This is a genomic window from Mariniradius saccharolyticus AK6 (assembly GCF_000330725.2).
Classification (GTDB): Bacteria; Bacteroidota; Bacteroidia; order Cytophagales; family Cyclobacteriaceae; genus Mariniradius; species Mariniradius saccharolyticus.
The window spans coordinates 133,794-159,647 of the sequence record NZ_AMZY02000009.1 but is presented as its reverse complement, the minus strand read 5'-3'; the positions used below and the strand labels follow the sequence as shown (position 1 = coordinate 159,647).

The following is a 25,854-nucleotide window of genomic DNA, read 5'->3' as shown; positions in this document are numbered from 1 at the left end:
GTTGTGGTATTTGGATTTGGATTCCAATTTCACCCTCCAACCCTGATCACATATGAACTCTATGAAGATAAAAACCATTTTCGCCTTATTGATTATCTCAACTTTCGGCTGTCAAACAACGAACGTACAAAAAAAGCTCAGCGAACTACAGAACCTACAGCCTCCAGATTTCAGCCAAATTAAAGAACCCCAACTGTCCGAACCAAAGGCTCAAATGGAGAATATACTGATGGAACTGTACGAAGCGGATACTGCTGCCATTACCGCAACTGGAATGTTCAAGTATGGAACCGATTCGACTGTTCTTATAAATCAATGGTTTAGAGCAACCTTTGTGAACTCAAAAAAAATTACTGATGCTACGAACGAGGAACTTTCTGACAACTTAGCCCGTGAAATCGGGATTTTCCTAAGAGCAAGAATCCTGAACCTTGAAGACTATGATAAAATGGAAATCATCTTTATCAATCAAACACCAACCTCAACTAATGTTGCGTCAGGATCGATTAAACAAAGAATACATTTGTCAATCCCTGAACTAAACTTCATAAACTAACTGAAAAGAGGTCCACTAATGAAAGGTGATTGGTAATGGGTCAAGGCCCCCTTTTTTAAAGGTAATTTCGGGACCTAGCCGCTCCCGAGTTTTAAAGGGAAGCCAGGAGCTGTTTTTCTTCCCCACCAAATCAAAACGGCACAAATCCAGTCTCCAAAACCTGAATTTGTGCCGCTTTTTTGTGGAATCAAATTAGCTCCAAATCAATTCCAAGGCTTTCTGGGGAGTTTTTCGTCCCGTTGGGCTGTGTTGTAGACCAAGGCAGCGATGATGACCGCCGCTTGGGTCATGTCCGCAAACTGCATCCGTTCGTACAGGTCCATGTTGGTATGGTAGCCTTTGCCGTAGTCGATTGGGTCTTGGATAAACTGAAAGCCGGGAATCCCTACCGCATCGAATGCCACGTGATCTGTCGAACCCGTATTTCTGCGTGTCACCGTATTGGCCCCCAATTCATGGAATGGCTCCAGCCATTTTTCAAAAATCGGCACTACCATGTCATTGCCTTCAACGTAGATGCCGCGGATTTTTCCGGAACCATTGTCAAGGTTGTAATAGGCGGAAATCTTATCCCATTCCGCCTTTTTTTCCTTCTTGGTACGGTCAGCGACATACTGCTGCACATAGCCCCGTGAACCATGTAGGCCTTGTTCTTCCTCACCCCAAATCGCGATTCGGATCGTACGCTTGGGCTGCACGCCGAGCGCTTTGAGAATCCGGATCGCCTCCATCATCACCACGACGCCAGCTGCATTGTCATTGGCACCCGTACCGGCATGCCAACTGTCCATGTGTGCACCGAGCATCACGATCTCGGATTTGAGGGTCTTGTCTGTTCCGGGGATTTCGGCCAGGACGTTGTAGCCTTTGTAATCATCGTCCAGCCATTCCACTTGCACCTCGGCCTCCACAGTGACGGGCTTGCCATTTTTGATCAGACGATAAATCCTTCCATAGTGCTCCGCAGCGATTTCGATCTCGGGAACGGTTGGCTTCTTGTCGGTGCTGTAAGATCCGGCACGTGTATGGAAAACGGTACCAAAGCTTCCCCGGGTACCCGTCAAACGCAGCGCAACCCCTTCTTCCAGTAGGAATGTAGCCAGCTTTTGGTCGAGTTCGCGCTGGGCGCGCATTTGTGCGAGGGCCTCGGGCGTATACCGGGAAGGCTGCACACCAGTAGATATCTCCTTTCTTTGTTCCAATTCCTCCTCTGTCCATCGCTTTGCTTCTGCTTCAAAGGCTGGATTCAAGGTCAGGTTGGCAGGTGCCATGACGATTTTCCCGCGGATTTTTCCCCGGTATTTTTCCAAATCCGCATCGGTGGATATTTCCAACAAAACAACTTCGGACGAAACTTGGCCTGCCGTGCCATCTGTCCATGCCTTGGGATAGCCTATGATCTGCGCATAATAGGGTGCCTTCATGGCGATGTAGGATTTCTTCACGTTCCAGCCGCGGCCAAATTCTCCCCAAGCATCAATCTTGACATTGGAAAGTCCCCATTCCTGGAATTTCTGCGAAGTCCAAGCCCTTGCATTGCGGAGATTCGTTGAACCCGAAAGCCGCGGCCCGATAAAGTCGGTCAGGTGGAAGGACAAGTCCTGGATTTGGGATTTTTGGATGCCTTCGGTCTTGATCCGGTACATCATCTCCAGGTCCACTTTCTCCTGCGCCACAATTGGAGAAATAAAGGCCAACCAAGCCAGTAGCACCAGCATTGTAGTGTTTTTGTAATTCATAACTTGCATCTAAAATTTTTGAACTATTTTGTGTCGGTCTAACGACCTGTTTAATATTCGCCAAAAATGGGAAAAATTCAAATCGCACCGTAACCACCAGTCAAATTCCTTGATCCATGGCAAATAATATTTCGGAAACCAGCACGGACGTTTTGATGGATGTCCTCAAGCATGCGGGCATCCTGAACGCGGGGGATAAGTTTTTGGAAATCTCCAAAGCTGGTGAAGGAAACATGAATATCGTCCTGCGGATGAAGACCTCGGAAAGGACCCTGATCCTCAAACAATCACCACCCTTCGTCAACAAATATCCCCATATACCTGCACCCGTCGAACGGATCAAGGTCGAATATGCCTATTACGGGCTTGCACAAAAAGACGCTTTTTTAACAAAATTCTCCCCAAAAATCATCGGTTTCCTCCCTGTTTATCACCTTTTGGTCATGGACGACTTGGGGCTGGGATTGGACTATCGCCATCTCTACGAACAAAAGACAAAGCTACCGGAGCATGACTTGGAGCTTTTGGTCAATTACCTGCTACGCCTGCACCAGTTGAAGGTCCATGCATATCCGGACAATCGGGGCATGCGACGGCTCAACCACGAGCACATTTTCAAATTTCCGTTCTTAACCGAAAATGGGTTTGACTTGGACCAGGTACAAACGGGGCTACAAGAAGCGGCAAGCAGTATTCGTTCAGATTCGAGACTGTTGCAGCTTATCGAACAGCTGGGCTCACGGTATCTCTCCAAGGGAAGGTCCCTGATTCACGGGGATTTCTATCCGGGAAGTTGGCTTGGAACAAGCGATGGAATTAAGGTAATCGATACGGAGTTTTCATTTATGGGCGATCCGGAATTTGACTTGGGTGTACTATGTGCACATCTGATGATGTCCAACACTTCCCCGCAGACTATTTTCCAGCTGAAAGCAATGTACATGGCGGAGAAGAAACTGGATTTGGATCTATTGGATCAGTATACGGGCGTAGAAATCCTACGGAGATTGATTGGCTTGGCACAGTTGCCAGTGACCCTCAGTCTGTCTGAGAAAAAAAGCCTAATCGATTATGCGAGAAACCTAATTTTGCACGCATGATGGCAAAAATCAGAGTTTGCTATTTCGTTTTCTTCCTTTCCTTTCTTTTTTCCTGTATGCCTTCCTCAAAGGAAGATCCTGGCCACCCTCCTCTCCAAATCTCCAAAGCCGAATTGTATGACAAAATTTTAGGCATGTTGGTCGGATCGGCAATCGGTGACGCCATGGGGGCACCGACGGAGATGTGGCCTAGACAGGAGATTGTCAGCAAGTTTGGATTCGTCACTGGACTGGATTCAGTCATCCGTGATGTTTCACCAGAGGGGGTCTGGATCAAAAATATGCCTCCGGGAGGTACCACTGACGACACCCGCTGGAAAAAACTGATTGTGGAATACCTCGTCGATGAGCCAGACCACAAACTTGACCCAAAAGCTTTTTCCCAAAAAATCCTGCACACCTATGACCATGCGCGGGCGGAGATTACTCCCAAAGACAGCTTGGATTCACTTGTTTTGGAACAAAAAACACTCCCTGTCCTGTGGCTCCATGAATGGGCGAAAGCCGCAAATCCATTTGTTTTGGGAGACTTTCCCCAATACCAAGATCAATTGAGTACGTTTTATGGCGGAGAAATGGTCTGTGCAGGTTTACTGTACGGTCCTGCAATCGGAGCATTTTTTCCTGTTGATGTACCGAAAGCCTATAACGAGGCCTTCAATCTCGCCCTCTTTGACATCGGCTATGCGCGGGATATCACGGCGCTCTCCGCAGCATGGACTTCGCTGGCTATGAACAAGGAGATCAAGGGGGATTCGATGGTAAGTGTGATAGAAAAACTCGACCCCAAGAGTTTCTCTGAAGCGCGATTGGTCGGACGGACAGCCCAGCGTATCCTGCGTCACGCACAGGACATTGACCGGCAGACTAGAGAAAGCTTTCGGATAAAACAAGGGAAGGATTCGACATTTGTAGGATTTGATTGGACTCCTGAGAATCTCCAACCAGCCTATGCATTGCTCGACAAGCATCTTCAGGATATGCCCTTTCATGCCGGGGAGATTTACCTGCAGGTTTTGACGGCCATGTTGGTTGCTGATTTCGATTTTGAAAAGACGCTCCAATTCCTGGTCAATTATGGCCGGGACAATGACACCAGTGCCGCCATCGCTGGAGCGATTCTCGGCGCGAGGACGGGATTCAAAAAACTGCCCGATCAAATGAAACAAAAGGTGCTTGAGGTGAACAAGGAAAAATTGGGCATTGATTTGGAGGAATTAGCATGTAAGATGAATGAAAAAATCTTGAGGCTTCACACCAATACTAGTTACGATTCAACTCTTTGAAATTGAGAACAAAGTTCCCTCGATCTTCTCACCACCATTAGGTATTTTCATCCATAAAACCCTTTTCAAGAGGTGAAAAATCAAGAAAAAAATTCATTTATTTCTTCAATATTTCGAGAGTTTATTTGGCAAAAAAATCAAACAAACTATTAACGCTTAAAAAACATGACATTAAATCAACTTGGGTCTGAACTCAGCAATATGTATAACAATGCCCAAAAAGGGGAAGCGGTTGCTATGATACACCTTTTTGGAATAAAGTATGCCAAACAAATTCATGAGGGAAAATACTCAATTAAGGACATCATCGACATATCCGGAATTCACAAATCCTTTTCTACAGAATTATCAAAAGGGATAAAACTAGCGAAATACGTTAGCTTTAAAACGAACCCCTGAAAAAGGGGTTTAAGAATTGATGACATTAGTTTTCCTTTTGGGCGATACAAATTAAAAAGCCCCAAAGATTGCTCTCCGGGGCTGCTGGTTGTGGTTAATCTACAAATAGAGGTTTCTGGTTCTTCCTTTGGCGTCGGTCACTTTTACGCTTACCTCCCCTACCTTCAGGTTTTTGAGGTGGTAAACTTTGGTAAATGCTTCGGGTTGTTTGACTGATTCTTCAAAAATGGTCTTCCCCTTGGCGTCAAATATTTCAACGTTTACGCCTGGTTCATCCAAACCGATCACCGACAATCTGAATGAATCTCCGTCGATGGCTTTTCCGTATGCCATCAGTGGAAGTTCCGCAGAAGCTTCGGTCGTTTCTACGCTGTATACCATTTTATCCTGGACAGGATTTTTGGGGGCACTTTCGATTACGACAAAATACTCGCCTGCGGGCATTTCAGAAAGATCATAAGGCAATTTCGTAGTGTTCTTGACATTTAGGCTGCGATGGTGAAGCTGGTTGCCATTATGGTCCAAAATCGAGACTTTGACTTTGCCAATACCCTCAGCAAGGTTGACTGCGATCTTCTTGTCTTTGGAACGGACTGAGGACATTTCAGCGATGTTTTCGTTTGAAGCGTTTGCAAAGCTGGCGACACCTAGTGTGGCAGCCAATGCGAGAGTGAGGAATGTTTTCATTTTTGTGGTTTTTTAAAGTTGGTATCGGTCATTGTCCATCTTCTGTACCAAAAAATTTCCGTGGTCCTGCAAGACGCTATTTGCCCCTATCAAATTGAAAAGCCAATGCGAATGAATGTTAATTGAAGATTTCCCGATCTGTGAAAACGACGCCTGACCTTGTTTCAGTTTGATACAAACACCCTAAAACCTGTCCGCATTTCGGACAATTTTGGGGTGGAAAGGACAAACTCCCATTCCCAAAAGGTTGCATTTGTCGAAAAATTTTAACCTAAATTAATTTTCAATTTTTTTATCAAAAAAATCAGTCGTCCTACCAGGTAAAAAAACCTGTACGGTTGCGTACAGGTTGCGTTCTTTCACGGTCGAAAAATGCGGACACTCATTCTGCCAACCTGGCTTTCAGCATTTTAACCCGATCATAGATTGTCATTTGCTTGATATCGAGATTTTCGGAGGTAGCCTTGAGGAAGTCCAAAACCGCCCCTTGATGGTCTGTAGATTTCCCATCATGTACAGTTACATACCGCATGGTGGTCCAAAGCACCGTCTTGAGTTCCTTCTTCGAATCGTCCGTCATGTAATACTCCACCACGAGTGAATGATGGTCATACCAAAGCAGTCGGCTCCTAATACGCACCCATTCCCCGACGCGCGCCGGCCGGACATACGATATGTTGTGGTTGTAAACCACCCATGCGGCTTTGTATTTTCGGATGAAATCGATCATTTCCACGCCATACAGCTTAGGAACTTGATCTTCACGGGCGTTGAAAAAGTAGTCGAAATACTTGGCATTGTTCAGATGCTGAAGCGGGTCACAGTCCTGAAAGCGGATCACAACACGGCTTTCGGTTTCCTTCGGATAATGCTTTTCTGGATCAAATTCAAACATGGCATCGTCTTTTTGATTGCTCGAAGATAATCAGAATTGCCGAGGGGGATTCCAATTGGCCAATCAAACATCAATAATTTCAAAACGAGCCACGGGCAAAAATGTGGAACGGATATTTTTCTAACTTTAAAGAATGAAGCCACTCCACCTCGATATCAATTGCGACCTGGGCGAAGGCCTGCCCAATGATGCGGTGTTGATGCCTTTTTTGGGAAGCTGCAATATCGCGTGTGGCGGACACGCTGGTGATGAAAAAACCATCTCGGAAACGCTCATTTTGGCTAAAAAAAACCAAGTGAAAGTCGGTTCACATCCATCTTTTCCGGACAAGGCAAACTTTGGAAGGAAAATCATCGATATGCCAGAAGCTGAATTGGAACAAAGCCTGATCGATCAGATCCGATTATTTCAGTCCATTGCCGGCAAACATGGCTTGCAGATGCATCATATCAAGCCCCATGGTGCGCTTTACAACCTTGCTGCGCGGGATCCCAAAACGGCAGAATTGATCACCAGTGTCATAGTGGAACATTTTCGCGAGACATGGTTGTACTGTCCTCCATTTTCTGAAATGGAAAAATCAGCGCGGTCTAAGGGAATCAAAGTCGCCCGGGAACTCTTTGCCGACAGAAATTACAATGCGGATTATTCACTCGTCGAAAGAAGCAATCCAGAAGCCACCATCCACGATGGTGGCGAAGCGGCAGCACACGTTCGTGAAATGGTATTCAACCATCGCATCAAGACGCTGAACGGGAATTATCTCCCTATCGAAGCGGAGACAATCTGCGTCCACGGAGACAATCCAAACGCATTGGAAGTCTTGAAATCAATCCACAAAATCCTCCATCATGAAACCTCTCAAGATCTTCAGGGCGCATAGCAAGTGGATTGAGATATCCTGGCCAAAGGAAATCTCTGCCGAAATCCTCAGGGAACAGTTGGCCGTAAGGTCATTTTTGGAAGCGGAGTATGGAGAGGGAATCAAAGAAATCCGGATGGGTTTCAATACACTCTCCCTGAAGCTTTCGATCCCGATCTCGCCATCCGATGCCCAGGATCTCTTGGCTGAAATCAAGGAGCTTGCCGTAGCCCATGTGTCCAAGTTTTCAAAGCTTTGGGAAATCCCCGTTTGCTATGCGCCGAACTTTGGGAAAGACCTGGGCAAGCTGGCCGCCCTTCATGGGCTGAGCGAAACCGAGGTGGTTCAACTCCATTACGAAAAAGACTACTTGCTGCATTTTTATGGCTTTTTGCCGGGATTCATGTACCTGGGCGGGCTGGATGAAAGATTGGTGACACCGAGGAAGAAGACCCCCGACAGGTTTATGCCCGCGGGGACAGTGGCTATCGGTGGCCAGCAAACCGGCATTTACCCCATGGACAGTCCTGGGGGCTGGTATGCAATCGGACGTACCCCCATGAGTATGTTTGACATCAACCGGTCACCGGACCACATGCCAAAAATCGGCGACACAGTCCGGTTCGTGCCTATCACCGTGGAAGAATTCACGGAAATGAAAGAAAAAACCGTGACCACCTTATGATCAAAAGCCCCGCCTATGTGCATTTTCTGCAAGCCGGGTTGATGACCTCGGTTCAGGATTGGGCGCGCCAGGAAATGGCCGATTTCGGCGTTCCCTATTCCGGCGTCATGGATCGGCTTTCGATGGTATTGGTCAATTATTTATTGCAAAACCCCCAAAACGCCGCCGTATTGGAAATGTCACAGACCGGCCCTGAAATGCTGTTTGAGATGCCGACACGAATCGCTTTCGCAGGGGCGATTGCGGATATCTACCACAACGATAAACCGGTGAAATTGGGGACGATCATTGACATCGACGAAGGGGATCGGGTCATCGTCAAGAGATTCAGGCGCAGGCAATGGCTCTACATGGGCATTCAGGGTGGTTTTGAGACGGACGTGGTCTCAGGTAGCCGAAGTTGGTACAAAGGAATCACCCCACAGGAGAAGGTCGAAAAGGGCGACAACCTTTGCTACCTTTATGAAGAAAGGTACTTCCCTCCTCCACCGGCAAATTCGAGAATCAAGGATTCTTGGTACCGGCAAAGCGAAATCATGGTCCATCCGGGCCCGGAATGGGAAATGTTACCCAGGCTGAGTCAAAATCGGATCATCCACAAGTCCTTTACGATATCCGAAACCGTCAATCGGATGGCCTATCAACTCGTGGAACCCATCTACAACAGCTTGGAATCGATCCTCACAGCGGCAGTCTATCCCGGCACGGTGCAACTCACTCCCGGCGGCAATTTGATCGTATTGATGAGGGACGCACAAGTCACGGGAGGTTATCCAAGGATTTTGCAGGTGGAAAACAACTCTTTGAGTATCCTTTCCCAAAAGCGGCCGGGAGACAAAATCAAGTTTTCCTTTGTGAAAGAAGAATTAACCTGAAATTTCATGGGCAGGCTTTTTCATTGCATGCCGCAATCTTTATATTAAAGGTTCAAAAAAACATACCAACATGAACATACAGCTAGAGCAGCAGATTTTGAAACAAGGGATGTCAGTTGAAAAAGCGAAAGAACAACTGAAAAACTTCGCCGAGGGCTTTCCTTTTTTGCCCATCGTAAGGGCTGCAACGATTGGGGACGGCATCAAGGTCCTGACAGATGATGAAATCAAAAACTACCAAAAAACCTACCCCAATCGGGTGAAAGACAAGGAGGTGGTGAAATTTGTACCTGCTAGTGGTGCCGCTACCCGTATGTTCAAGGATTTGTACTCTTTTCTGGATGGGGATGGGGATATTTCCAAGAGCAAGTTTGTGGAGAAGTTTATCGCAGAACTCAAGAAGTTTGCTTTTTATGAAGATCTGGACGACAGTCTTCGCAAAGTAGGAAGCAGCATCGACGATGCACTGGCAAGAAAAGATTATAAATTGATTGTCTCCCACCTTTTACAGGATTTTGGCTTGGGATATGGCAATCTCCCCAAGGGACTATTGAAATTCCACCGCTACGCAGACCATCAGCGGACTCCTGCCTACGAACACCTGATTGAAGGCATCACACATAGCTTGGGCAAGGATAATGTGATTCGGGTCCATTTCACCGTTTCGCCGGAGCACGAACCTAAGTTTAAAGAGTTGATATCATCCATTCAGCCGAAGCTGGAAAAGGACCACAACGTGAAATTTGAGGTAAGCTATTCGCAACAGAAGAAATCCACGGATACCATTGCAGTCAACATGGACAACACGCCATTTGTCGAGGATGATGGTTCGGTACTTTTCCGACCCGCTGGACACGGTGCATTATTGGAAAACCTCAACGACATCAACGCAGACCTCATTTTTATCAAAAATGTGGACAACGAGGTACCCGACAAACTCAAGATGACTACACTGGAATACAAGGTGGCCACTGGTGGACTTTTGTTGGACATCCAAGATAAAGTCTTCGCAGCACTGCGTGCGCTGGATGCAGGTGCTAATGAATCTTCGATCAGCCAAGCTGAAAAAGTCATCACCGAGGTCTTGGGAGGGATTTTGCCCGAGAAATATTCCAACCTGAATACCACCGAAAAGGCCGCTTACCTTCACGGAAAGTTGAATCGGCCGCTGCGCATATGTGGCATGGTAAAAAATACGGGAGAACCTGGAGGAGGTCCATTCTGGGTACAGGATGACGACGGTTCACTCTCGCTCCAGATTGCCGAAACGGCCCAAATCGACTTAGCAAACCCGGTCCACAAAGCGATTTTCCAATCCTCTACCCACTTCAATCCTGTGGATTTGGTCTGCGCAACCAAGGACTACAAAGGCCGTAAGTTTGACCTCTTGCAGTTCCGCGACATGCGGACAGGCTTCATCACGGAAAAATCAAAAAGCGGCCGCGACCTCAAAGCCCTGGAGTTGCCGGGCTTGTGGAACGGCTCGATGGCGGGTTGGAACACGGTTTTCGTCGAAGTTCCGCTGATTACCTTCAATCCCGTCAAGACGGTGAATGATTTGCTCAGGGATGAGCATCAAGGGTAAAATTGTGTCATTGGTTATTGGTTTGAAGTTACAGGCTAATCGCTGGAAAAAGTCCCGCCTTTCTTTAGGTGGGACTTTTTAGACTCTTGATCCCGAACTTGGCTATGGGTTTAAAGGTTAAAAAAATACCGTTGATTAGATTGAGCACAAAAAATTAAAGGAAATGGACTACAAAGAACTCATCGAAAGAAATCCAAGCGTATTGGGTGGTAAGCCGATCATTAAGGGAACAAGGATTTCGGTGGAATTGATTATTAGGAAACTGGGTGATGGATATTCCATTTCTGAAATTCTAGAAAATTATCCACACCTGACAACCGAACAGGTCAAGGCCGCATTACAATACGCAGCCGACGTGATTGCTTTTGAGGAGACGATTACGACCTGATTTTTCTTCTCCGAAAGCAGAAGGCTCTTTTTTAATCGATTTCCATTTTGGAAAACAGGATAAATGATGTCACTTTATAGTAGCAACCTCCTTTGCGTAAAATTCCTTCCCAACCCGATTGATATGCGAACGCAAGTCCTCGGATTCGATTTGGTGAAAAACGGCCAAATCAATCAAGTAAGGTGAATCAAGATCATCCAAATCTATCCAAACACGGGAGCGTGTCTTATCATTCACCCGGCTTCCTACCAAAACGAGATCGATGTCACTCCCCTCGCGGTAATTCCCCATCGCCCTCGAACCATAGATCAACACCTGATCGATTTCGGGGTATTTGACGAATACCTCGCGGAACTTGAAAATCAAATCATCTTTCAATCCGAACATCATATCAAATTCTTCATCGTATTGTAAAACTCACTGAATAGGTCGAAATAAATTTCGATAATGTTTTGCACGACCTTTTCGGCTGTCGTTTCATCATAGGTATGTACCGTCAGTATCCTGTCGTTCACCATTTCCATCCATCGCTCACCATTTTGAATCAATCCCCTACTGAATGCCTGCCGGATAGCATCACGACTACCGGTAATGCCAACTGTTCCTTGGTACACCAAATAATCCTTCATCAGATTCCAGGCCAGTTCATAGCTGTACTCAAAGCATTTAATCAGACCCTGTTCCTCAAACTTATTGAGTTCCCTTTTCTGGATGAACTCATCTAATTGAAAGAATGCCTTTTCAAAATTCTGAAAACGTTGCCTCCACCTGATATCGGGGTTGTCCATTGAGCATTGAGTTGAAATGTTCTGCCAAAATCTACACTGAATTTAGCATTTTTGCCTCAAAACCTCACCTTCTGTACCTGCTCTTGCAGATATTCCTTTAGCTCTTCGCCTTCCAGGACTTTGATTTCACCGGGAAGGCCAAGGATAAACCTTGCCAAGCCGGGCAATTGGGGAATTTTTCCTTCAAAAAAGTATTGGTTTCGGTTTTTGGTGTAGGTAAAGGGCTTCGCATCCGGAAATTCCTCCACCATGTACTGATAGGCTTTTTTACTCATTTTGAGCAGTACATAAAACTGGCTTTGTCCCGAAAACCCGAAAAGTCCCTGCTGCAATGGCTTGTGGAAGTCCTTGAACCGAAAAGGCTTGGCCGTAAGCATCAATTCCCCGATTCGCTCAACTTTGAACATCTTCATTTCCTTTGTCTCCACCTCCAAGGCATAAATCGAATCAAAGTTCTTATTGAAAGCAACTGGCTCGACCAAGCGATCTGAGACAGAATCCGAACTAACGGAATAATAATCCTTCAAGATCACTTGGTTTTCGTCCTTGATCGCCCGGGCAATCAGGTCCACGAATACGCCGAGGTTGGCATTGAATAGTTGGTTGACGCTTTGGCGAAAATCCGAGCGGATATTGATCTTTTGGAGAATGGAGTCTTTCAGCAGGTTTTTGCTTCCTTGTTTTGCAATCAACTCGTTCAGAAACTGGATTTCCTCATCGTTGAAAGTGCCAAAAGACAAATCGATCGGATTCTCGACCCGATCCACGATCCGGAATTTTGAGTACTTCTTTTCGATCTCAAACCCCAGCGCCTCCAACAGTTTGAAATAGCGGTAGATTGTTCTTGGGTCGGTTTCCAATGACTCTGCCAAGCGGTGGACAGGCTTGCCGATGTTACCCCTCAGAAGGTTGATGAGTTTGAAAACCCGAAGTATCTTTTGTTGTTCGATCGTGTTTGACTTTGCCATGGCTTTTTGGAAAAGCCAAAAGATACGCCATCACTTCCACTCCCGCCAAACGAATGACACAAAATGTCACCAAATACTATTCCCTTGCGGCCCTTTTTCTTCCTGTTGCAAAAATTCTGTTGACATTGAAGCCCAAGCGGAATTCCTCACCCGGCACACCATTTCCACCCGCAAGGAGGTATTGCTCATTCAGGAATTGGGATGTGACAAAATACATCTGGAAAACATGGCCACCGGCTTCCAAATCGATTCCAACGCCAAGATTGTTGCGGAGATCTGAGTTGAGATTGGGGATCCACTGTGCCGTGAGGGATGCACGTTTAGAGACCTTGTATTTCCCGCTGAAACCCAAGGCAAGGTAAAGGTTTTGATCTCCTTCGATGAAATAAATCTGTCGGGGATCCACAAAATAAGCCAACATCGGACTGACCTGTAGACTGAATTTGTCTGAAAATTTCCTTGCCAACATCAATTGCAAGGCGTAGGAAGTTCTTTCCGAAAAGTTGGGCGCTTCGTTTTGTAGGAAGTCATAATTGGAAGTATTGACACCTGCACCGCCCATTACCGATAGCGATAGCGGCATGTTGTTGTTTTCGGTCTGCTTGAGCAAATGGTAGCGTCCGTACAGGTTGTATACTTTGTCTCGGCTTTGCCTCGCAATTCCGAGTGAGAATCTCTGCGAAAATCCATATTCAAAACTCAACTGGATGTTTGCGCCATTGTCCAATCCCCAAAGATTCTGCGCACCACCGTCCACTGTACCGAAGGTATGCATGATCGCAAAATGCAAGCCGCGCTTTTCCAAGGGCTCGACGGTCAGCAAATTGATGTGCCTCGGCGCATGGAAGGTCAACTCGACCTCTTGATTGGCGTTGGCGAGTTTGCGCTCAAGCTGGGAAAAAGCCGGTAAGCTGAGGAGCAAAGCCACAGCGACTGCAAAATATCTTTTCATAGGATGATGGGATTATTTTTTCAAGTTGGCCTGAATGGTCACGAGCTGTTCCTCGGCCAATTCATAGAAAACGACGGAAGGAATTTCGATTTTGAAATCGCCCAGCAAAATCGGGAAGGACGCATCCAAGAGTAGCTCATTCGCAGACAACATCTTGATGGTTCCTTTGACGGAAATTTCCTTTTGCACGCCATGGATCTTAAAAACCCCCTTGGCGACTACAGGCCGCGACTCACCCACCACCATTGTGGGAATGGACTCCAATTTACCCGTAAACTCCGCAAAGGGATACTTCTTTGTCTCGAGGTAATTGTCGCGCATATGGCTGTCGCGCAGTCCGATACCTGTTTTCAGGGTGTTCAAGTCGACGTAAAAATCCAGCAGATTTTTTTCCAGGTCGATCAAGCCATTTAGCTTGGAGGATTTCCCTGTAAATTCATTCATCGGCGCTTTTGACAAAAAAGTCACATTTCCGGATTCTGTCTTAAAAGATTGGGCCCGAAGTGCGGAACTCCATCCAATAAGGAAAATCCAAATGATTACCGAGAGTCTGGACCTCATCAGCTTTTGGTAACGGTGAGCGTTTTGCCGTTGAGGCTAGTGGCATAGCTTCTCAATGGCTGAATCGCCGGCCCTGTCAATACTGCCCCGGAAGTATCGAATCTTGATCCATGGCAGGTACAGGTAAATACATTGCTGGCAAAAGTCCAGTTCCGATCGCAATTGCTGTGCGTGCAAACAGAAGTCAGTGCGCTGAAATTGTTGGAACCTGTGTTGACAATCAGCGTTTGGGCTTCTACGACAAGGGCCCATCCTCCGGTATTGGCAAGAGCCGTCGCCAAGTCCAAGTTAACCGTGATGGTATTTCCAGAAACCGTGATCCCAGAGCCACCTGCAGGCGGATTTGGAGTCGGTTGCGTATCTTCATCTGAGCTACAACCTGTAAAAAATGCTACTCCAAAAAGGGACATGGCGGCAAGCGCACCTGATTTTTTGATAAATTCTCTTCTCTCCGGGCTAAGTTGCCCTGATTTAGTTGCGGTGATCGTCTTCATTTGTTCAAATGCAGATTAAGGAGTTGATTTGGATGATTTTGAAACGCCCAAAAGCCCGTTTTGTTTGAACGGTTGCGTGATTTTCGAAAAAAAGAGCGTAGAGTTAAAAGGAGATTTTTAGTCCAATCCCTGTTGGACACTCATATGGCAATTAAAAAAATATCATGCTTACTTAGACCCTCTTAAAAATGCTTCCTCGCCAAGACCTCGCTTAGAATGATCGCATCCTTTGCTGTCTTGGGGTTCAAGAGCAGTTGTTTGTAGCGGTTCTCATGAACTTCCACTTGTTCCTTTTCTTGTAATATTGTCGACTTGATGCCCGAAATATGTGATGAAAGACGCTCTTGGTCCGCCAATTTGACCCTTTCGGGTGCTGTGCGCTCTTCTACCACACCTTCATAAGTCTGGTATTTGTTGGTTTTTTTAGCAGGCTTTGGGGCTTTTTGTTTTGGCTGCTCAAGGGGACGACCTCCCCTTTCACTCCGCATTTGCTCCGGCGTACGAGAAGGTGTAGGCTGGTTGATTTCACGCTCCCGTTGTTCCTGCCCTTGGCGGATTTCCTTCAACAGCTCTTCGAAAGAAACAGGCTTTTTCTTTGGTTCAGACATGGTAGGCTGACCAGGCTCCTCCAATTCTTCGCCATTTTTGTTCTTCTTAATCGCCGTGTATATAAAATAAATGATGACGGCTGCCAAATAAACCAGATTCCCTGCGTCCACTTTTCGAATGGTTAAATTTCGACCCAATATAAAAAGAATTCGAGGAGATGCAACCCGTAGGAAGGAAGGATGTAGTCAGAATCTGGAATGATGATTGGTCTATGCCAACAGGCAACTGATCTCTACAAACTGGTGACTGACCTCTGCTATCTGAGCACTGAGCCCTGCCGACTGATCGGCCTTGGTTAATTTCTGAATTCAAGTAATTTTGTCGGGATACAATTCAAGGATATTTGGGATGCTGCTGAGCAAGCTGGAGATAAAAGGTTTCAAGAGTTTCGGTGACCGCATGGTCATCCATTTTGACAAAGGGATTACGGGTGTGGTCGGTCCAAACGGATGTGGAAAGTCCAATGTGGTCGATGCAATCCGTTGGGTACTCGGGGAGCAAAAATCCCGAATGCTCCGCTCCGACAAGATGGAAAACGTCATCTTCAACGGCACCAAAAACCGCAAGCCCACCAACCTCGCGGAGGTTTCGCTGACCTTCGAAAACACCAAAAACCTCCTTCCCACCGAATACACGCAGGTCACGATCACCCGACGCTACTACCGAACCGGAGAAAGTGAGTACCTGCTCAACGGCGTGCACTGTCGCCTGAAAGACATCACCAATCTCTTCATGGACACGGGCATCAACTCCAACAGCTACGCCATCATCGAGCTGAAAATGATCGATGAACTGCTCAACGACAAAAACAACTCTCGGAGGGAACTCTTCGAAGAGGCAGCGGGGATTTCAAAATTCAAGACAAGGAAAAAGGAAACCCTTCGAAAACTCGAGGATACAGATGCGGACTTGGAACGTGTGGAAGACCTCCTTTTTGAGATTGAAAAAAACCTGAAAAGCCTCGAAAAACAGGCCAAGCAAACTGCCAAGTATTTTGAAATCAAACAAGAATACAAAGAGGCAAGCATCAATTTGGCAAAAAAATCGGTTCTGAAACAGACCGATTCACTCCTCGAACTAAACAAGAGGATTAGTGCCGAGCAGGACCGAAAACTTCAAATCAATGCCAAAATTGCGGAAAAGGAATCCTATCTTGAATCAAGCAAATCGGATTTGATCCAAAAGGAAAAACTCCTAGCCTCCCGCCAAAAAACACTCAACGAGCACGTCAACAAAATCCGGCAGTTTGAGAGCGACAAAAAAATCAAGAATGAGCGCCTGCGCTTCCTCGAGGATCGTTCACAAAAGCTTCGCGAACAAATCGACATCGACAGGAAATCAAACGACAGGGCAGGGTTCAGCATCCGTTCGCTTGAACACGAATTAGAAACCGCCAGAAAAATACTCGCGGAAAAAGAAACCATTCTGGGAGAATTAAGGCAATCCTATGAGACGCAAAAGCAAACCCAATCCCTAACCCAAGAAAAACAGCGGGAATTGGCAAGGCTTCATGGTGCCAAGAAGGACCGGGTTTTCCATCTTTCAAAAGATCAGGAAATCAAGCAAATCCAGTTGTCGACGCTCAAGCAGGAACTGGAAAAAACCACCTCCGACGATAGCCATCAGGTTTCCAACTTGGCTGAATTTGAGGGAAGAATCACCGCATTGAAGTCCGATTTGGACGAAAAAATGGCCGCCTTGGATTCGCTCAAAACCAAACAGGAAGACCAAAACCAGAAAATCGAGGAGACCAACCGCATCATTGAGATGATCCGGGAAGAAGTCACGCAGACTTCCAGAAAACTCGATGCCAAGCAAAACGAATTTAACCTTACAAAATCCCTGGTGGAGAATTTGGAGGGTTTCCCGGAAGCCATCAAGTTTTTAAAGAAAAACTCCACTTGGGCCAAGGACATTCCCCTGCTTTCCGATATCCTGACGACCGAGGAAAAATACCGCGTGACGATCGAGAATTTCCTCGAAAACTACATGAATTACTATGTGGTCGACACGGAGGCGCAGGCGATCGCGGCTGTGAACCTCCTCAGCGACGCGGCGAAAGGAAAGGCAAACTTCTTTGTTTTGGAGCATTTCCAAGCATTTCATCCTGGACAGACCAAACTCTTTGCGAATGCGATACCGGCTACGGAAATCATCGAATACGACGAGAAGTACGGCAAATTGATCGGGTTCATCCTTGACAATGTCTACATCGTGAAGGGTGAATATGGCGATTTTCCGCAGGCAGATGGCGCGACGTTTATTTCCGAAAGCGGCAAATTCACAAAAAGGAAATTCAGCATTTCCGGCGGATCTGTCGGACTTTTTGAAGGAAAAAGAATCGGGCGTGCCAAAAACCTGGAAAAACTCGAAAAGGAAATCAAGGAACTCGGGAAGAAAGTGTCGGGCACAAGATCGAAATTGGATGAGAAAGTCAGTGACCTACTCAAACTCAAAGAGGTAAGCTACAAATCGCAAATCGAATCCCTTCAGCAGTCAATAAACGAAGTCAACCAAGACTACATCTCCATCCGCACCAAAAAGGAACAATTGGCGGAGTTGCTTTCTTCCAACGCCAACAAACGGGAAGATATCTTGGATCGGATCGATTCCCTGCAGATCAGCCTTGCCACGATTTTGCCTGACTTGGAAGATGCAAAAGCAGCCTTCGAAACGCTGGAATTTGATTTGGAGGAAATCAATCATTTGCTGCAAGCTGAAACAGACAGCCTTAGCCAAAAATCCGCCGCCTTCAACCAGGAGAACATCCTGTACCACCAGCAACTGAACCGGGTCAATAGCCTTTCGCAGGAGATCGAATTCAAACAATCAGCTTTCGAAAGCAGCAAGGAACGCATCGAAAAATCCCAATCAGAGCTCGGCCACATTGACGCGGAGATCAAAAACCTTTTGGAAAACAATGAAATCAAGGACGACGAATTGATCGAATTGTATGCGGAAAAAGAAACCATTGAAAAAGGCGTTAACGAAGCCGAAAAAGACTACTATGCCACCCGTGGCGAAATAGACCTAGCCGATAAGCAAATCCGTGAACTGCAAAAGTCCAAGGAATCCTTGGATGCGCTGATCCACGAAATGGAAAACTCCATGAACGAGGTCAAGCTCAAATTGGCAAGCCTGAAGGAGCGACTTAGCGTGGAGTTTGAGATTGACTTGGATGCGCTGATGGAAGAAAACCCAGCTTTGGATCCAAATTATACTGAATTGTCCGAGGCTGAAATCCGGGATATCGTGGGCAAATGCCGTGAACGCCTGGAGAAAATCGGACCGATCAACCCGATGGCGATGGAAGCCTACGACGAAATTAAGGAGCGCTACACCTTTATCAATACCCAAAAAGAGGATCTGATCAAGGCAAAAAACTCACTAGTCCAAACGATTTCGGAAATCGACCAAGTAGCAAAGGATACGTTTTTGGATGCATTCGGCAAGATCAAGGAAAACTTCGTCAAGGTATTCAGATCGCTGTTTACCGCAGAGGACGACTGTGACCTGAAACTCGTCGAACCGGAAAATCCCCTGGAAAGCCCGATCGAAATCATGGCCAAGCCGAAGGGTAAGCGTCCGCTGACGATCAATCAATTGTCGGGAGGGGAAAAAACCCTCACGGCTACTTCCCTCCTTTTCGCCATTTATCTTTTGAAACCCGCTCCGTTCTGTATTTTTGACGAGGTGGATGCGCCGCTCGACGACGCCAACATCGACAAGTTCAACAACATCATTAAAACTTTTTCGTCTGAATCCCAATTCATCATCGTCACGCACAACAAGCGCACCATGGCGAGTACCGACATCATCTATGGCATTACGATGATCGAGGCTGGGGTATCACGGGTGGTTCCGGTGGATTTGCGGGAGTTGGCTTAAGAATGTGATTTCATTTTTCCAATTTATCGTGACTTTTTGAGTAGAAAATATTAGGGAAATCTTAATTTTTCTTAATTCCGTCAAATCTTAAGTTGTTTATCTTGCGTATTTAGGTATTATCAACTAAATTAGACGCACACATTTTCCATTTGCCACCTTTCAACAAAACTCCCTTTTTATGAAAACCATCCAAAAAATCTTCGCCTTTTCAATGCTGATGGCATGGGCATGTTCCAGCCCACCCAAAGAACCAAATTACGGCATCACCATTGCCGGAAAGATCTCCAATCCAGGAGCAGCCACCATCAAGGTCTCCTTGGACGATGACTTGGCCACCGATTCATTGGATGCGGACGGCAATTTTGTCTTGAATTTCGAACACAAAGAAACCGAATCCTTCATGGTTCAGAGCGGTGACCTGCGATTCACGCTTTACTTGAGTCCGGGCGATAGCATTTTTCTGACCGGCGATGCGAAGGAATTTGGAAAAACATTCAAGGCGGAAGGATCCAAAGCGCTGGAAAATTCCTATTTGAGAAAAAAAATCATAACCAGCAATGAATCCGGATTGGACAATTGGATGGAGCTGATGAAGCATCCCAAGGATGTGTATTTCGCCAAAAAAGACAGCATTTTGGCCTTGGTAAAAAAGCCATTTGAGGAACTTTCCGCCAATCCCCAAGCCGACCAGGCGTTTTTGGAAATGGAAAACGCCTATTTCAAGTACCAGAGCCTTTTTATGGACGCCATGTTTCCGATGTACCACGGATATATCAATAAGATCCACGCGGACTCAGTCGATTTCCCGGTGGAGGAAACCAAAAAAGCCATCCGCAACCTCACATTGGATGATCCAAAGTTACTTAGGGTACAACCCTTCCTAAATATGTTGGACCTGAGGATCGGAGAAGCCACGACGGAAGTCTTGAAAATCGACAGTACACTCAAGTATGAGGACGTCAATTGGAATGTGGTAGATACTTTGGTGAAAAACCAGGACGTAAAGGATTTCCTCAGGTTCCAAGCGATCAAGATGAACCTCGAATACCGTGGACCTGTACATAGCGAAAAAGATATCCAAAAATTCAAAGCATCAACCAAGTCTGAAAAATACCTTGGCAAACTGGATAAGCTCGTCGCCAAATGGGAACCCATCAGCCCCGGCAAACCTATACCTGATTTCTCCTTTACCGATATCAAGGGCCAGCCTGTCAAAATCAGCGACCTCAAGGGAAAACTGGTCTATATCGATATCTGGGCTACCTGGTGCGGACCCTGCATCGCGGAGCATCCCCACTGGGACAAACTCAAAGCTGACTACAAGGATAAGGATGTAGCCTTCCTGACCGTGTCGATCGACGACAGCCGCGAGCCTTGGGAAAAAATGGTTAAAGAAAAGAAAATGGACGGATTACAGTGGTTTGCGGAAAATGCCTGGCAGTCAGAATTGGCCCAACATTTCATGGTCAATGGTATCCCAAGATTTTTACTTTTGGATAAAGAGGGAAAAATCATCGATCCCTCAGCCGACCGTCCCTCCGGACCAATCCGCGAAACGCTGGACAAACACCTCCAAAGTTGATCGATACTCAGTAGAAAAGACTCCCGCTGGAAGACCGACGGGAGTTTTTTTATTTACTATTAAATCGTAGTAAAACGCACCTACACGAAGTTGGATAAAGAAGACGGTTTAAAACCTACTTGACCAAAAATATCAAAGCTTGATCACATGATGAGTCCACACCCGATTTCCATTACCAACCCTCAGCACATAGCGTCCCGTCGGAATACGGCTGAAATCCAAATTGATCATCGCCGGGCTGGATGCAACGAGACCATCAAACAAAGTCACAGCCAACCTTCCCATTCCATCGATCAAATCAACCTTTACCCATCCCTCCGCATCTACTTTTAGCGTGGCAAAATCCCTCACGGGGTTTGGATAGAATTTGATCAAACTGGCTTCCCGATCTTGGATGGAGGTCACGACGGCATTTTTCACGACGGGAATTTGGTCAAATTCCCGCAAAGTTGCCGCCATCGAAGCACTTTGGTCCGCCTTTAGCCACTGACTCAGGAGCGAGCCGTAGACTTGGCGAAAATCGACCTCCATTTCTAAGTTGTCCCTGTACACTTCAGTCCCTTTGATTTTGGGGGTTTTCCCTTGGGAACCTCCATAGGACATATTTCCAAAAATAAACAGTGGTGCTGCCGCACCATGGTCGGTGCCCATACTCGCGTTGGAGACAATTCTTCTGCCAAACTCCGAAAAAGTCATCCCCATCACACGATCCGCTACACCTTGAAACTCCAAGTCCGCCATAAAAGACATCACTGCGTCATTCAGGTTTTTGAGCAATTCGGCGTGCTCACCTTTGGTTTTGTCTCCCCCATCGACTTGGTTGTCATGGGTATCAAATCCTCCCATTCTCACCAGGTACAATGGCGTCCTTAGCCCGCCGGATATCAAGCGGGAAACGATTTTGAGCTGGTTGCCAAGTCTCGTGTCCGGATAGGGTTTCTGCTGGCCAATTTTATCAGCCGCTTTGCGGATCGAAGCACCATACTTCTGGGATTGCTGCGCAATGAGGCGGATATGTTTCAGCCGATCTCCCGCCATCGTATCAGGAACTTCATCGATTGTATTGCTGACCAATTGATAAAAAGCATTGGTATTGTTGATCACCATGCTGCAGCCGGCTCTTTCGCCCTGGAAAAGCATCGAGGCACCGTAACCAATTTCAACTGCCAAAGGATCAGGAAAATCTGCGTTGGGGTATGCCTCCGGATACTCTGGATGCGCCGCCTCCAAATACCTGCCTGTCCATCCCGTCGGGATATTCTTGTCCGCATCAGAGGCACTCATCCAAATGTCGGTTGATCGGAAGTGTGAAAAATTCTGCTCGGGATAGCCCACGGATTGGATTACTTGGAGACGGTTTTCCTCAAAAAGTGACCTGAATCCACTCAAGGAAGGGTGAAAGGCGAAATCCATGCCGTCCAAGCTCAAGAGCCTGTTTTCCGGCATAACCACATGCGGGCGTACATTGGTAAGGCCGCTGTAATTGGTCAAAGGAATAACTGTATTCAAACCGTCGTTTCCACCTTCAAGATAAATCAAGACCAAAGCTCGGTCGGTTTCATTGGCCAAATGCAGGAATGAATTCAGGGTTTTGCCAAAAGATTTCCCGCTGAACGCACTCAAAAAGCCCGGTATAGCCAGACTGTGCGCTGCATGTTTGATAAATGATCTTCTTTTCATGGGATTACATCAGTTGTGCCTCGGCCAGTTGCAGCATGACCTGAAAAGCGGGTTTCAACCTATTGACGACAATGTTTTTTTTCTCTTGGTTGCCCGGCTCGGCCATAAAAGTCAGCCATGCCCCGGTCCAATAGTAGTCTTGATCTTGGCCATTGAGGAGAATTTTCTTGATAAAATCGACCTGGGTATCCGTCAGTTCGATGCCCATATTGAGTAGCGCAACCTGTCTCACGAGTGCATTGGGGTCCTCGGGCGTATCAAAAGTCTTCACATACTCGATCAGGTCAGCAGGGATCTCCACACCGTTTCCGATCCAAAAACCCCAATAAACCATCGAGTCTGACGTCAAAGCCCGCTTGGTGATGGAGTCCGTATTGATCCAAAGTTTGTCATACATCGGCACTTGGTAATAAGGCGTCCAACCTGCCACATTGGGTGGATCTCCGATTTCCAGGCCGATTCCGCTCATCTGCCACAGCATGCTGGAATAAAAGCTTCGCTCAGCGGATGCTGAGGCCGCCCTTGGCATCTCAAAAGTCCTCCACAGTCCAATCGTATGGTCAATCGGAGTTTTGATCATCGCTCCCATTACTTCAGGATGGAAAAAATGCGCCGAACCCAGCAAGGCCCTGAGTGCCGGTAGGATGTTGTAGTTATTTTGCCTAATCAGGTTTGCCATTGGGGCAATCACATTGGCCTCCGCATTTTCGGAAATCTCCGTCGCAACGAAAAAGGCATAAAGTTTCCTTGAAATGTGCTTGGCACATTCCGCCGTACCAAAGATCATATCGAGCAGCTCGTCAAGTTCGCCTGCACCAGCGGCACCGGTTTTTCCGGTGATCAGCCTGTTTCCGTAAAATGCCGAAAACTGCTTGTTGCCTGTGTGGTGCATTTCCGGATTGAAATAGGAGACCGGCGCGCCAGCCGTATGAATCGAATTCCAATCCACCGTCCAGCCAGTCAATACCCTCGCGGTCGCCTGCACATCGGATTCCTTGTATCCCGCTCCGGGACCTTTTCCAATACAAAAGAGTTCTTGGATTTCCCTTGCATAGTTTTCGTCCGGCGTGTCTTTGTTGTTGAAAGCCCCACTCAGAAATACCAGCATCGCAGGGTCCATGGTCAATTCCTTGATCAGGGTCTTGAAATTTCCCAATGAGTTACGATAGAGCATTTTGATATACCGATAGCCCGACTTTGCCACGAAAACATCCCAAAGCTTGATCGGCAAAAAATTCCACCAAAAAAGCAGCATTTTTTCCTGTATTGTAGGAGTGGAAGACAATATCCTGCCAAGCAACCACGTCTTCATGGAAATGATCCGCTCTCCTTCGATATCTTGGTGGAAAGGAGCTTCGACAACACTTGCTCCCAAGGGAACAACCGGATCGATTACACCCTCACCTGCATCATTATAGTTGTTGATAGGAGTACCAATGTTTTGGTTCACAACCAATATCTCATTGAGAATCGCATCTATTGATCTTCCTCTATGCCGGCGAATGTCCTCCATTTTCATTCCAAAAAGTGTCCGCTTAAGCAGATGGGCAATATGTCGATCAGTCAATTGTCCCGAAAAGGGCTCCAAACCTGTGGTGACAAACTGCAACCTCGCGTTGGAATAATCTGTGTTGGCGTCGAATTGCTGTCGAATGACTTCAAAATCTGGAGGCGCTACCTTGCGGTATTTGGCAGCCAAGTGGCGATACTGTCCACATCTGATCGGTTCCATAAAATAAAAATTCTAGGTTGAATAGAATTTGACAATGTGTACCCGTAGCCTGATATCGGCACCGGTTTTTACTATCCTATTTTTCAACGTTGGGGATTGGGTGATCAACATTTGAAAGTCCCAATTTAACGCATTGATATTGAGTAAAAAAGATCAAACTAAAAGTATTTTTTAATCATATTTTTTTTGCCTTAACTGCCCACTTTTTTGGATTTTAAAACCTGAAACAAAAATTGACACGAACCGATCCGAGGGATTGCACCGGGTCAAGTAGGAGCTCCGCAAAATTTAAATTGGAATTCCCAATCCAAGTTTCTATTTTCACAAAATGAGACAATAGAAAAACATCATGAGAAAAAATACCCTACTATTACTTATCCTATGCTTGTTTGGCTTTTCGGCCAATGCGCAGGAAGCACTTTTCCGAGCCCAACAGATCGTGTCGCCAGAAATACACTCTGACAATTCGGTTACCTTCCGACTGTTTGCACCCAATGCGACGGCTGTGCAGATTACAGGCGATTTTCTTGCAACGGAAAAAATCGAAACACCCATGGGTCAAATGGACGGTCCTGGAAAAACCAATCTGAAAAAAGTTGAAAATGGCGTTTGGGAATTCAAAACCAACCCACTCGGACCTGAGCTTTACAACTATTCGTTTATCGTGGATGGCATGCCATCCACGGACCCAAGCAACCCATTCTTGATTCGTGATGTCGCCTCAGTCACAAATATTTTCATCATTGGCGGCGGGCATGCGGATTTGTTCAAGACCAACGATATCCCTCACGGAACTGTCGCTCGGCGATGGTACGATTCTCCAGGACTCGGCATGGATCGCAGAATAACGGTTTACACGCCACCGGGATATGAGAACTCTACACAAAAATACCCGGTCCTTTACCTACTCCACGGCGCCGGCGGCGATGAGGAGGCCTGGGTTTCACTCGGCAGAACTGCCCAGATTCTGGATAACCTTATCCACCAAGGCAAGGCCAAGCCGATGATCGTCGTCATGCCCAATGGCAACGTGATCCAAGATGCCGCGCCGGGCGAGGGAAGCATGGGATTCTACAAGCCGCAATTTATGGTTCCAAAAACCATGGACGGCACCTACGAGTCCACTTTTATGGATATCGTAAAGTTTGTGGAAAGCAACTACCGCGTACACGCCAACAAAGCCAATCGGGCGATTGCAGGCCTGTCGATGGGAGGCTATCACACGATGCATATCTCGAGATTCTATCCAAATACTTTTGATTACATCGGCCTGTACTCAGCGGCTATCATGCCGCGGGAAGACGCCACCGGCAAAGTCTACAACGACATCGAAGGCACGCTCAAAACCCAAATGCAAAATGGGTACAAGCTCTATTGGATCGCTATCGGAAAGACGGATTTCCTCTACAAGGCCAATGTCGAATACCGTGACATGCTCGACAAAATGGGCATGAAGTACGAATACGTGGAATCCGAAGGCGGACATACCTGGAGAAATTGGCGCGTATATTTGAGTCAATTCGCACCGCGCTTGTTTCAATAA

24 protein-coding genes are annotated in these 25,854 nt (G+C 46.6%); 12 read left to right on the top strand and 12 right to left on the bottom strand.

All coding sequences use genetic code 11. The annotated features are described in order from the left end of the window. Positions 1-52: 52 nt before the first annotated feature. The gene (locus tag C943_RS08450; RefSeq protein ID WP_040479700.1) at positions 53-556 is read left to right on the top strand and encodes a hypothetical protein; all 504 of its coding nucleotides are present in this window, start codon (positions 53-55) and stop codon (positions 554-556) included. A 203-nt stretch (positions 557-759) separates the two neighbouring features. Here C943_RS08450 and C943_RS08445 read toward each other — a convergent pair whose 3' ends face one another. Then, positions 760-2,274: a M20/M25/M40 family metallo-hydrolase gene (locus C943_RS08445; RefSeq protein WP_425411277.1), complete on the bottom strand. Its 1,515-nt coding sequence runs from the start codon at positions 2,272-2,274 to the stop codon at positions 760-762. Positions 2,275-2,411: 137 nt separating this feature from the next. Between C943_RS08445 and C943_RS08440 the strand changes: the two genes are divergently transcribed. From C943_RS08440 to C943_RS22620, 3 genes are all read left to right on the top strand, one after another. Next, positions 2,412-3,395, top strand: coding sequence for a phosphotransferase (locus C943_RS08440; RefSeq protein WP_008626558.1), 984 nt, complete (start codon positions 2,412-2,414; stop codon positions 3,393-3,395). A 134-nt stretch (positions 3,396-3,529) separates the two neighbouring features. After that, complete coding sequence (locus C943_RS08435; RefSeq protein ID WP_008626556.1) at positions 3,530-4,681, top strand: ADP-ribosylglycohydrolase family protein; 1,152 nt, start codon at positions 3,530-3,532, stop codon at positions 4,679-4,681. A 165-nt stretch (positions 4,682-4,846) separates the two neighbouring features. Then, on the top strand, positions 4,847-5,080 hold the full coding sequence (locus C943_RS22620; RefSeq protein WP_040479695.1) for an HTH-like domain-containing protein: 234 nt from the start codon (positions 4,847-4,849) through the stop codon (positions 5,078-5,080). A 99-nt stretch (positions 5,081-5,179) separates the two neighbouring features. On the opposite strand, the gene C943_RS08425 is transcribed toward C943_RS22620, so the two are convergent. Together C943_RS08425 and C943_RS08420 are read right to left on the bottom strand one after the other, a co-directional pair. Next, complete coding sequence (locus tag C943_RS08425; protein WP_008626539.1) at positions 5,180-5,767, bottom strand: hypothetical protein; 588 nt, start codon at positions 5,765-5,767, stop codon at positions 5,180-5,182. Between the two features lie 382 nt (positions 5,768-6,149). Next, positions 6,150-6,662, bottom strand: a complete 513-nt coding sequence (locus tag C943_RS08420) for an acyl-CoA thioesterase (protein ID WP_008626530.1) — start codon at positions 6,660-6,662, stop codon at positions 6,150-6,152. A gap of 133 nt (positions 6,663-6,795) precedes the next feature. On the opposite strand from C943_RS08420, the gene pxpA reads away from it, so the two are divergent. The 5 genes from pxpA to C943_RS08395 all read left to right on the top strand — a co-directional run bounded on the left by pxpA (position 6,796) and on the right by C943_RS08395 (position 11,057). Further along, entirely contained in the window at positions 6,796-7,545 is a 750-nt protein-coding gene (pxpA, locus tag C943_RS08415; RefSeq protein WP_008626529.1) for a 5-oxoprolinase subunit PxpA, read from the top strand. Continuing rightward, positions 7,514-8,209, top strand: a complete 696-nt coding sequence (pxpB, locus tag C943_RS08410) for a 5-oxoprolinase subunit PxpB (protein ID WP_008626525.1) — start codon at positions 7,514-7,516, stop codon at positions 8,207-8,209. The genes pxpA and pxpB overlap by 32 nt, the downstream gene beginning before the upstream one ends. After that, a complete protein-coding gene (locus C943_RS08405) occupies positions 8,206-9,084 on the top strand; it encodes a 5-oxoprolinase subunit C family protein (RefSeq protein ID WP_008626523.1) in 879 nt (292 codons plus the stop codon). The genes pxpB and C943_RS08405 overlap by 4 nt, the downstream gene beginning before the upstream one ends. 70 nt (positions 9,085-9,154) lie before the next feature. Continuing rightward, entirely contained in the window at positions 9,155-10,669 is a 1,515-nt protein-coding gene (locus tag C943_RS08400) for a DUF4301 family protein (protein WP_008626522.1), read from the top strand. A 163-nt stretch (positions 10,670-10,832) separates the two neighbouring features. Continuing rightward, positions 10,833-11,057, top strand: coding sequence for a DUF433 domain-containing protein (locus tag C943_RS08395; protein ID WP_008626521.1), 225 nt, complete (start codon positions 10,833-10,835; stop codon positions 11,055-11,057). 69 nt (positions 11,058-11,126) lie between these two features. Here the strand turns inward: C943_RS08395 and C943_RS08390 are convergent, their stop codons facing one another. The 7 genes from C943_RS08390 to C943_RS08360 form a co-directional block, all read right to left on the bottom strand. Continuing rightward, positions 11,127-11,444, bottom strand: a complete 318-nt coding sequence (locus tag C943_RS08390; RefSeq protein WP_008626520.1) for a nucleotidyltransferase domain-containing protein — start codon at positions 11,442-11,444, stop codon at positions 11,127-11,129. After that, positions 11,444-11,845 carry a nucleotidyltransferase substrate binding protein gene (locus tag C943_RS08385; RefSeq protein WP_008626519.1) on the bottom strand — a complete coding sequence of 134 codons (402 nt, stop codon included), beginning with the start codon at positions 11,843-11,845 and terminating at the stop codon, positions 11,444-11,446. The genes C943_RS08390 and C943_RS08385 overlap by 1 nt, the downstream gene beginning before the upstream one ends. 56 nt (positions 11,846-11,901) lie before the next feature. Then, the gene (locus C943_RS08380; protein WP_008626518.1) at positions 11,902-12,813 is read right to left on the bottom strand and encodes a helix-turn-helix transcriptional regulator; all 912 of its coding nucleotides are present in this window, start codon (positions 12,811-12,813) and stop codon (positions 11,902-11,904) included. Between the two features lie 76 nt (positions 12,814-12,889). Then, positions 12,890-13,765, bottom strand: coding sequence for a DUF5777 family beta-barrel protein (locus C943_RS08375; RefSeq protein WP_008626517.1), 876 nt, complete (start codon positions 13,763-13,765; stop codon positions 12,890-12,892). Between the two features lie 12 nt (positions 13,766-13,777). After that, the gene (locus C943_RS08370; RefSeq protein WP_040479690.1) at positions 13,778-14,326 is read right to left on the bottom strand and encodes a YceI family protein; all 549 of its coding nucleotides are present in this window, start codon (positions 14,324-14,326) and stop codon (positions 13,778-13,780) included. Then, positions 14,326-14,820, bottom strand: a complete 495-nt coding sequence (locus tag C943_RS08365; protein ID WP_008626506.1) for a QcrA and Rieske domain-containing protein — start codon at positions 14,818-14,820, stop codon at positions 14,326-14,328. The genes C943_RS08370 and C943_RS08365 overlap by 1 nt, the downstream gene beginning before the upstream one ends. A gap of 182 nt (positions 14,821-15,002) precedes the next feature. Then, the gene (locus C943_RS08360; protein WP_008626505.1) at positions 15,003-15,539 is read right to left on the bottom strand and encodes a hypothetical protein; all 537 of its coding nucleotides are present in this window, start codon (positions 15,537-15,539) and stop codon (positions 15,003-15,005) included. Between the two features lie 238 nt (positions 15,540-15,777). Here C943_RS08360 and smc point away from each other — a divergent pair, with 238 nt between their 5' ends. Both smc and C943_RS08350 read left to right on the top strand, forming a co-directional pair. Then, on the top strand, positions 15,778-19,317 hold the full coding sequence (gene smc, locus C943_RS08355; RefSeq protein ID WP_040479685.1) for a chromosome segregation protein SMC: 3,540 nt from the start codon (positions 15,778-15,780) through the stop codon (positions 19,315-19,317). Positions 19,318-19,495: 178 nt separating this feature from the next. After that, positions 19,496-20,899: a TlpA family protein disulfide reductase gene (locus C943_RS08350; protein WP_008626503.1), complete on the top strand. Its 1,404-nt coding sequence runs from the start codon at positions 19,496-19,498 to the stop codon at positions 20,897-20,899. Positions 20,900-21,031: 132 nt separating this feature from the next. Here the strand turns inward: C943_RS08350 and C943_RS08345 are convergent, their stop codons facing one another. Then, positions 21,032-22,579: a DUF1501 domain-containing protein gene (locus C943_RS08345; protein WP_008626502.1), complete on the bottom strand. Its 1,548-nt coding sequence runs from the start codon at positions 22,577-22,579 to the stop codon at positions 21,032-21,034. A 4-nt stretch (positions 22,580-22,583) separates the two neighbouring features. Further along, entirely contained in the window at positions 22,584-24,311 is a 1,728-nt protein-coding gene (locus C943_RS08340) for a DUF1800 domain-containing protein (RefSeq protein ID WP_008626501.1), read from the bottom strand. 349 nt (positions 24,312-24,660) lie between these two features. On the opposite strand from C943_RS08340, the gene C943_RS08335 reads away from it, so the two are divergent. Further along, entirely contained in the window at positions 24,661-25,854 is a 1,194-nt protein-coding gene (locus C943_RS08335) for an esterase (RefSeq protein WP_008626500.1), read from the top strand.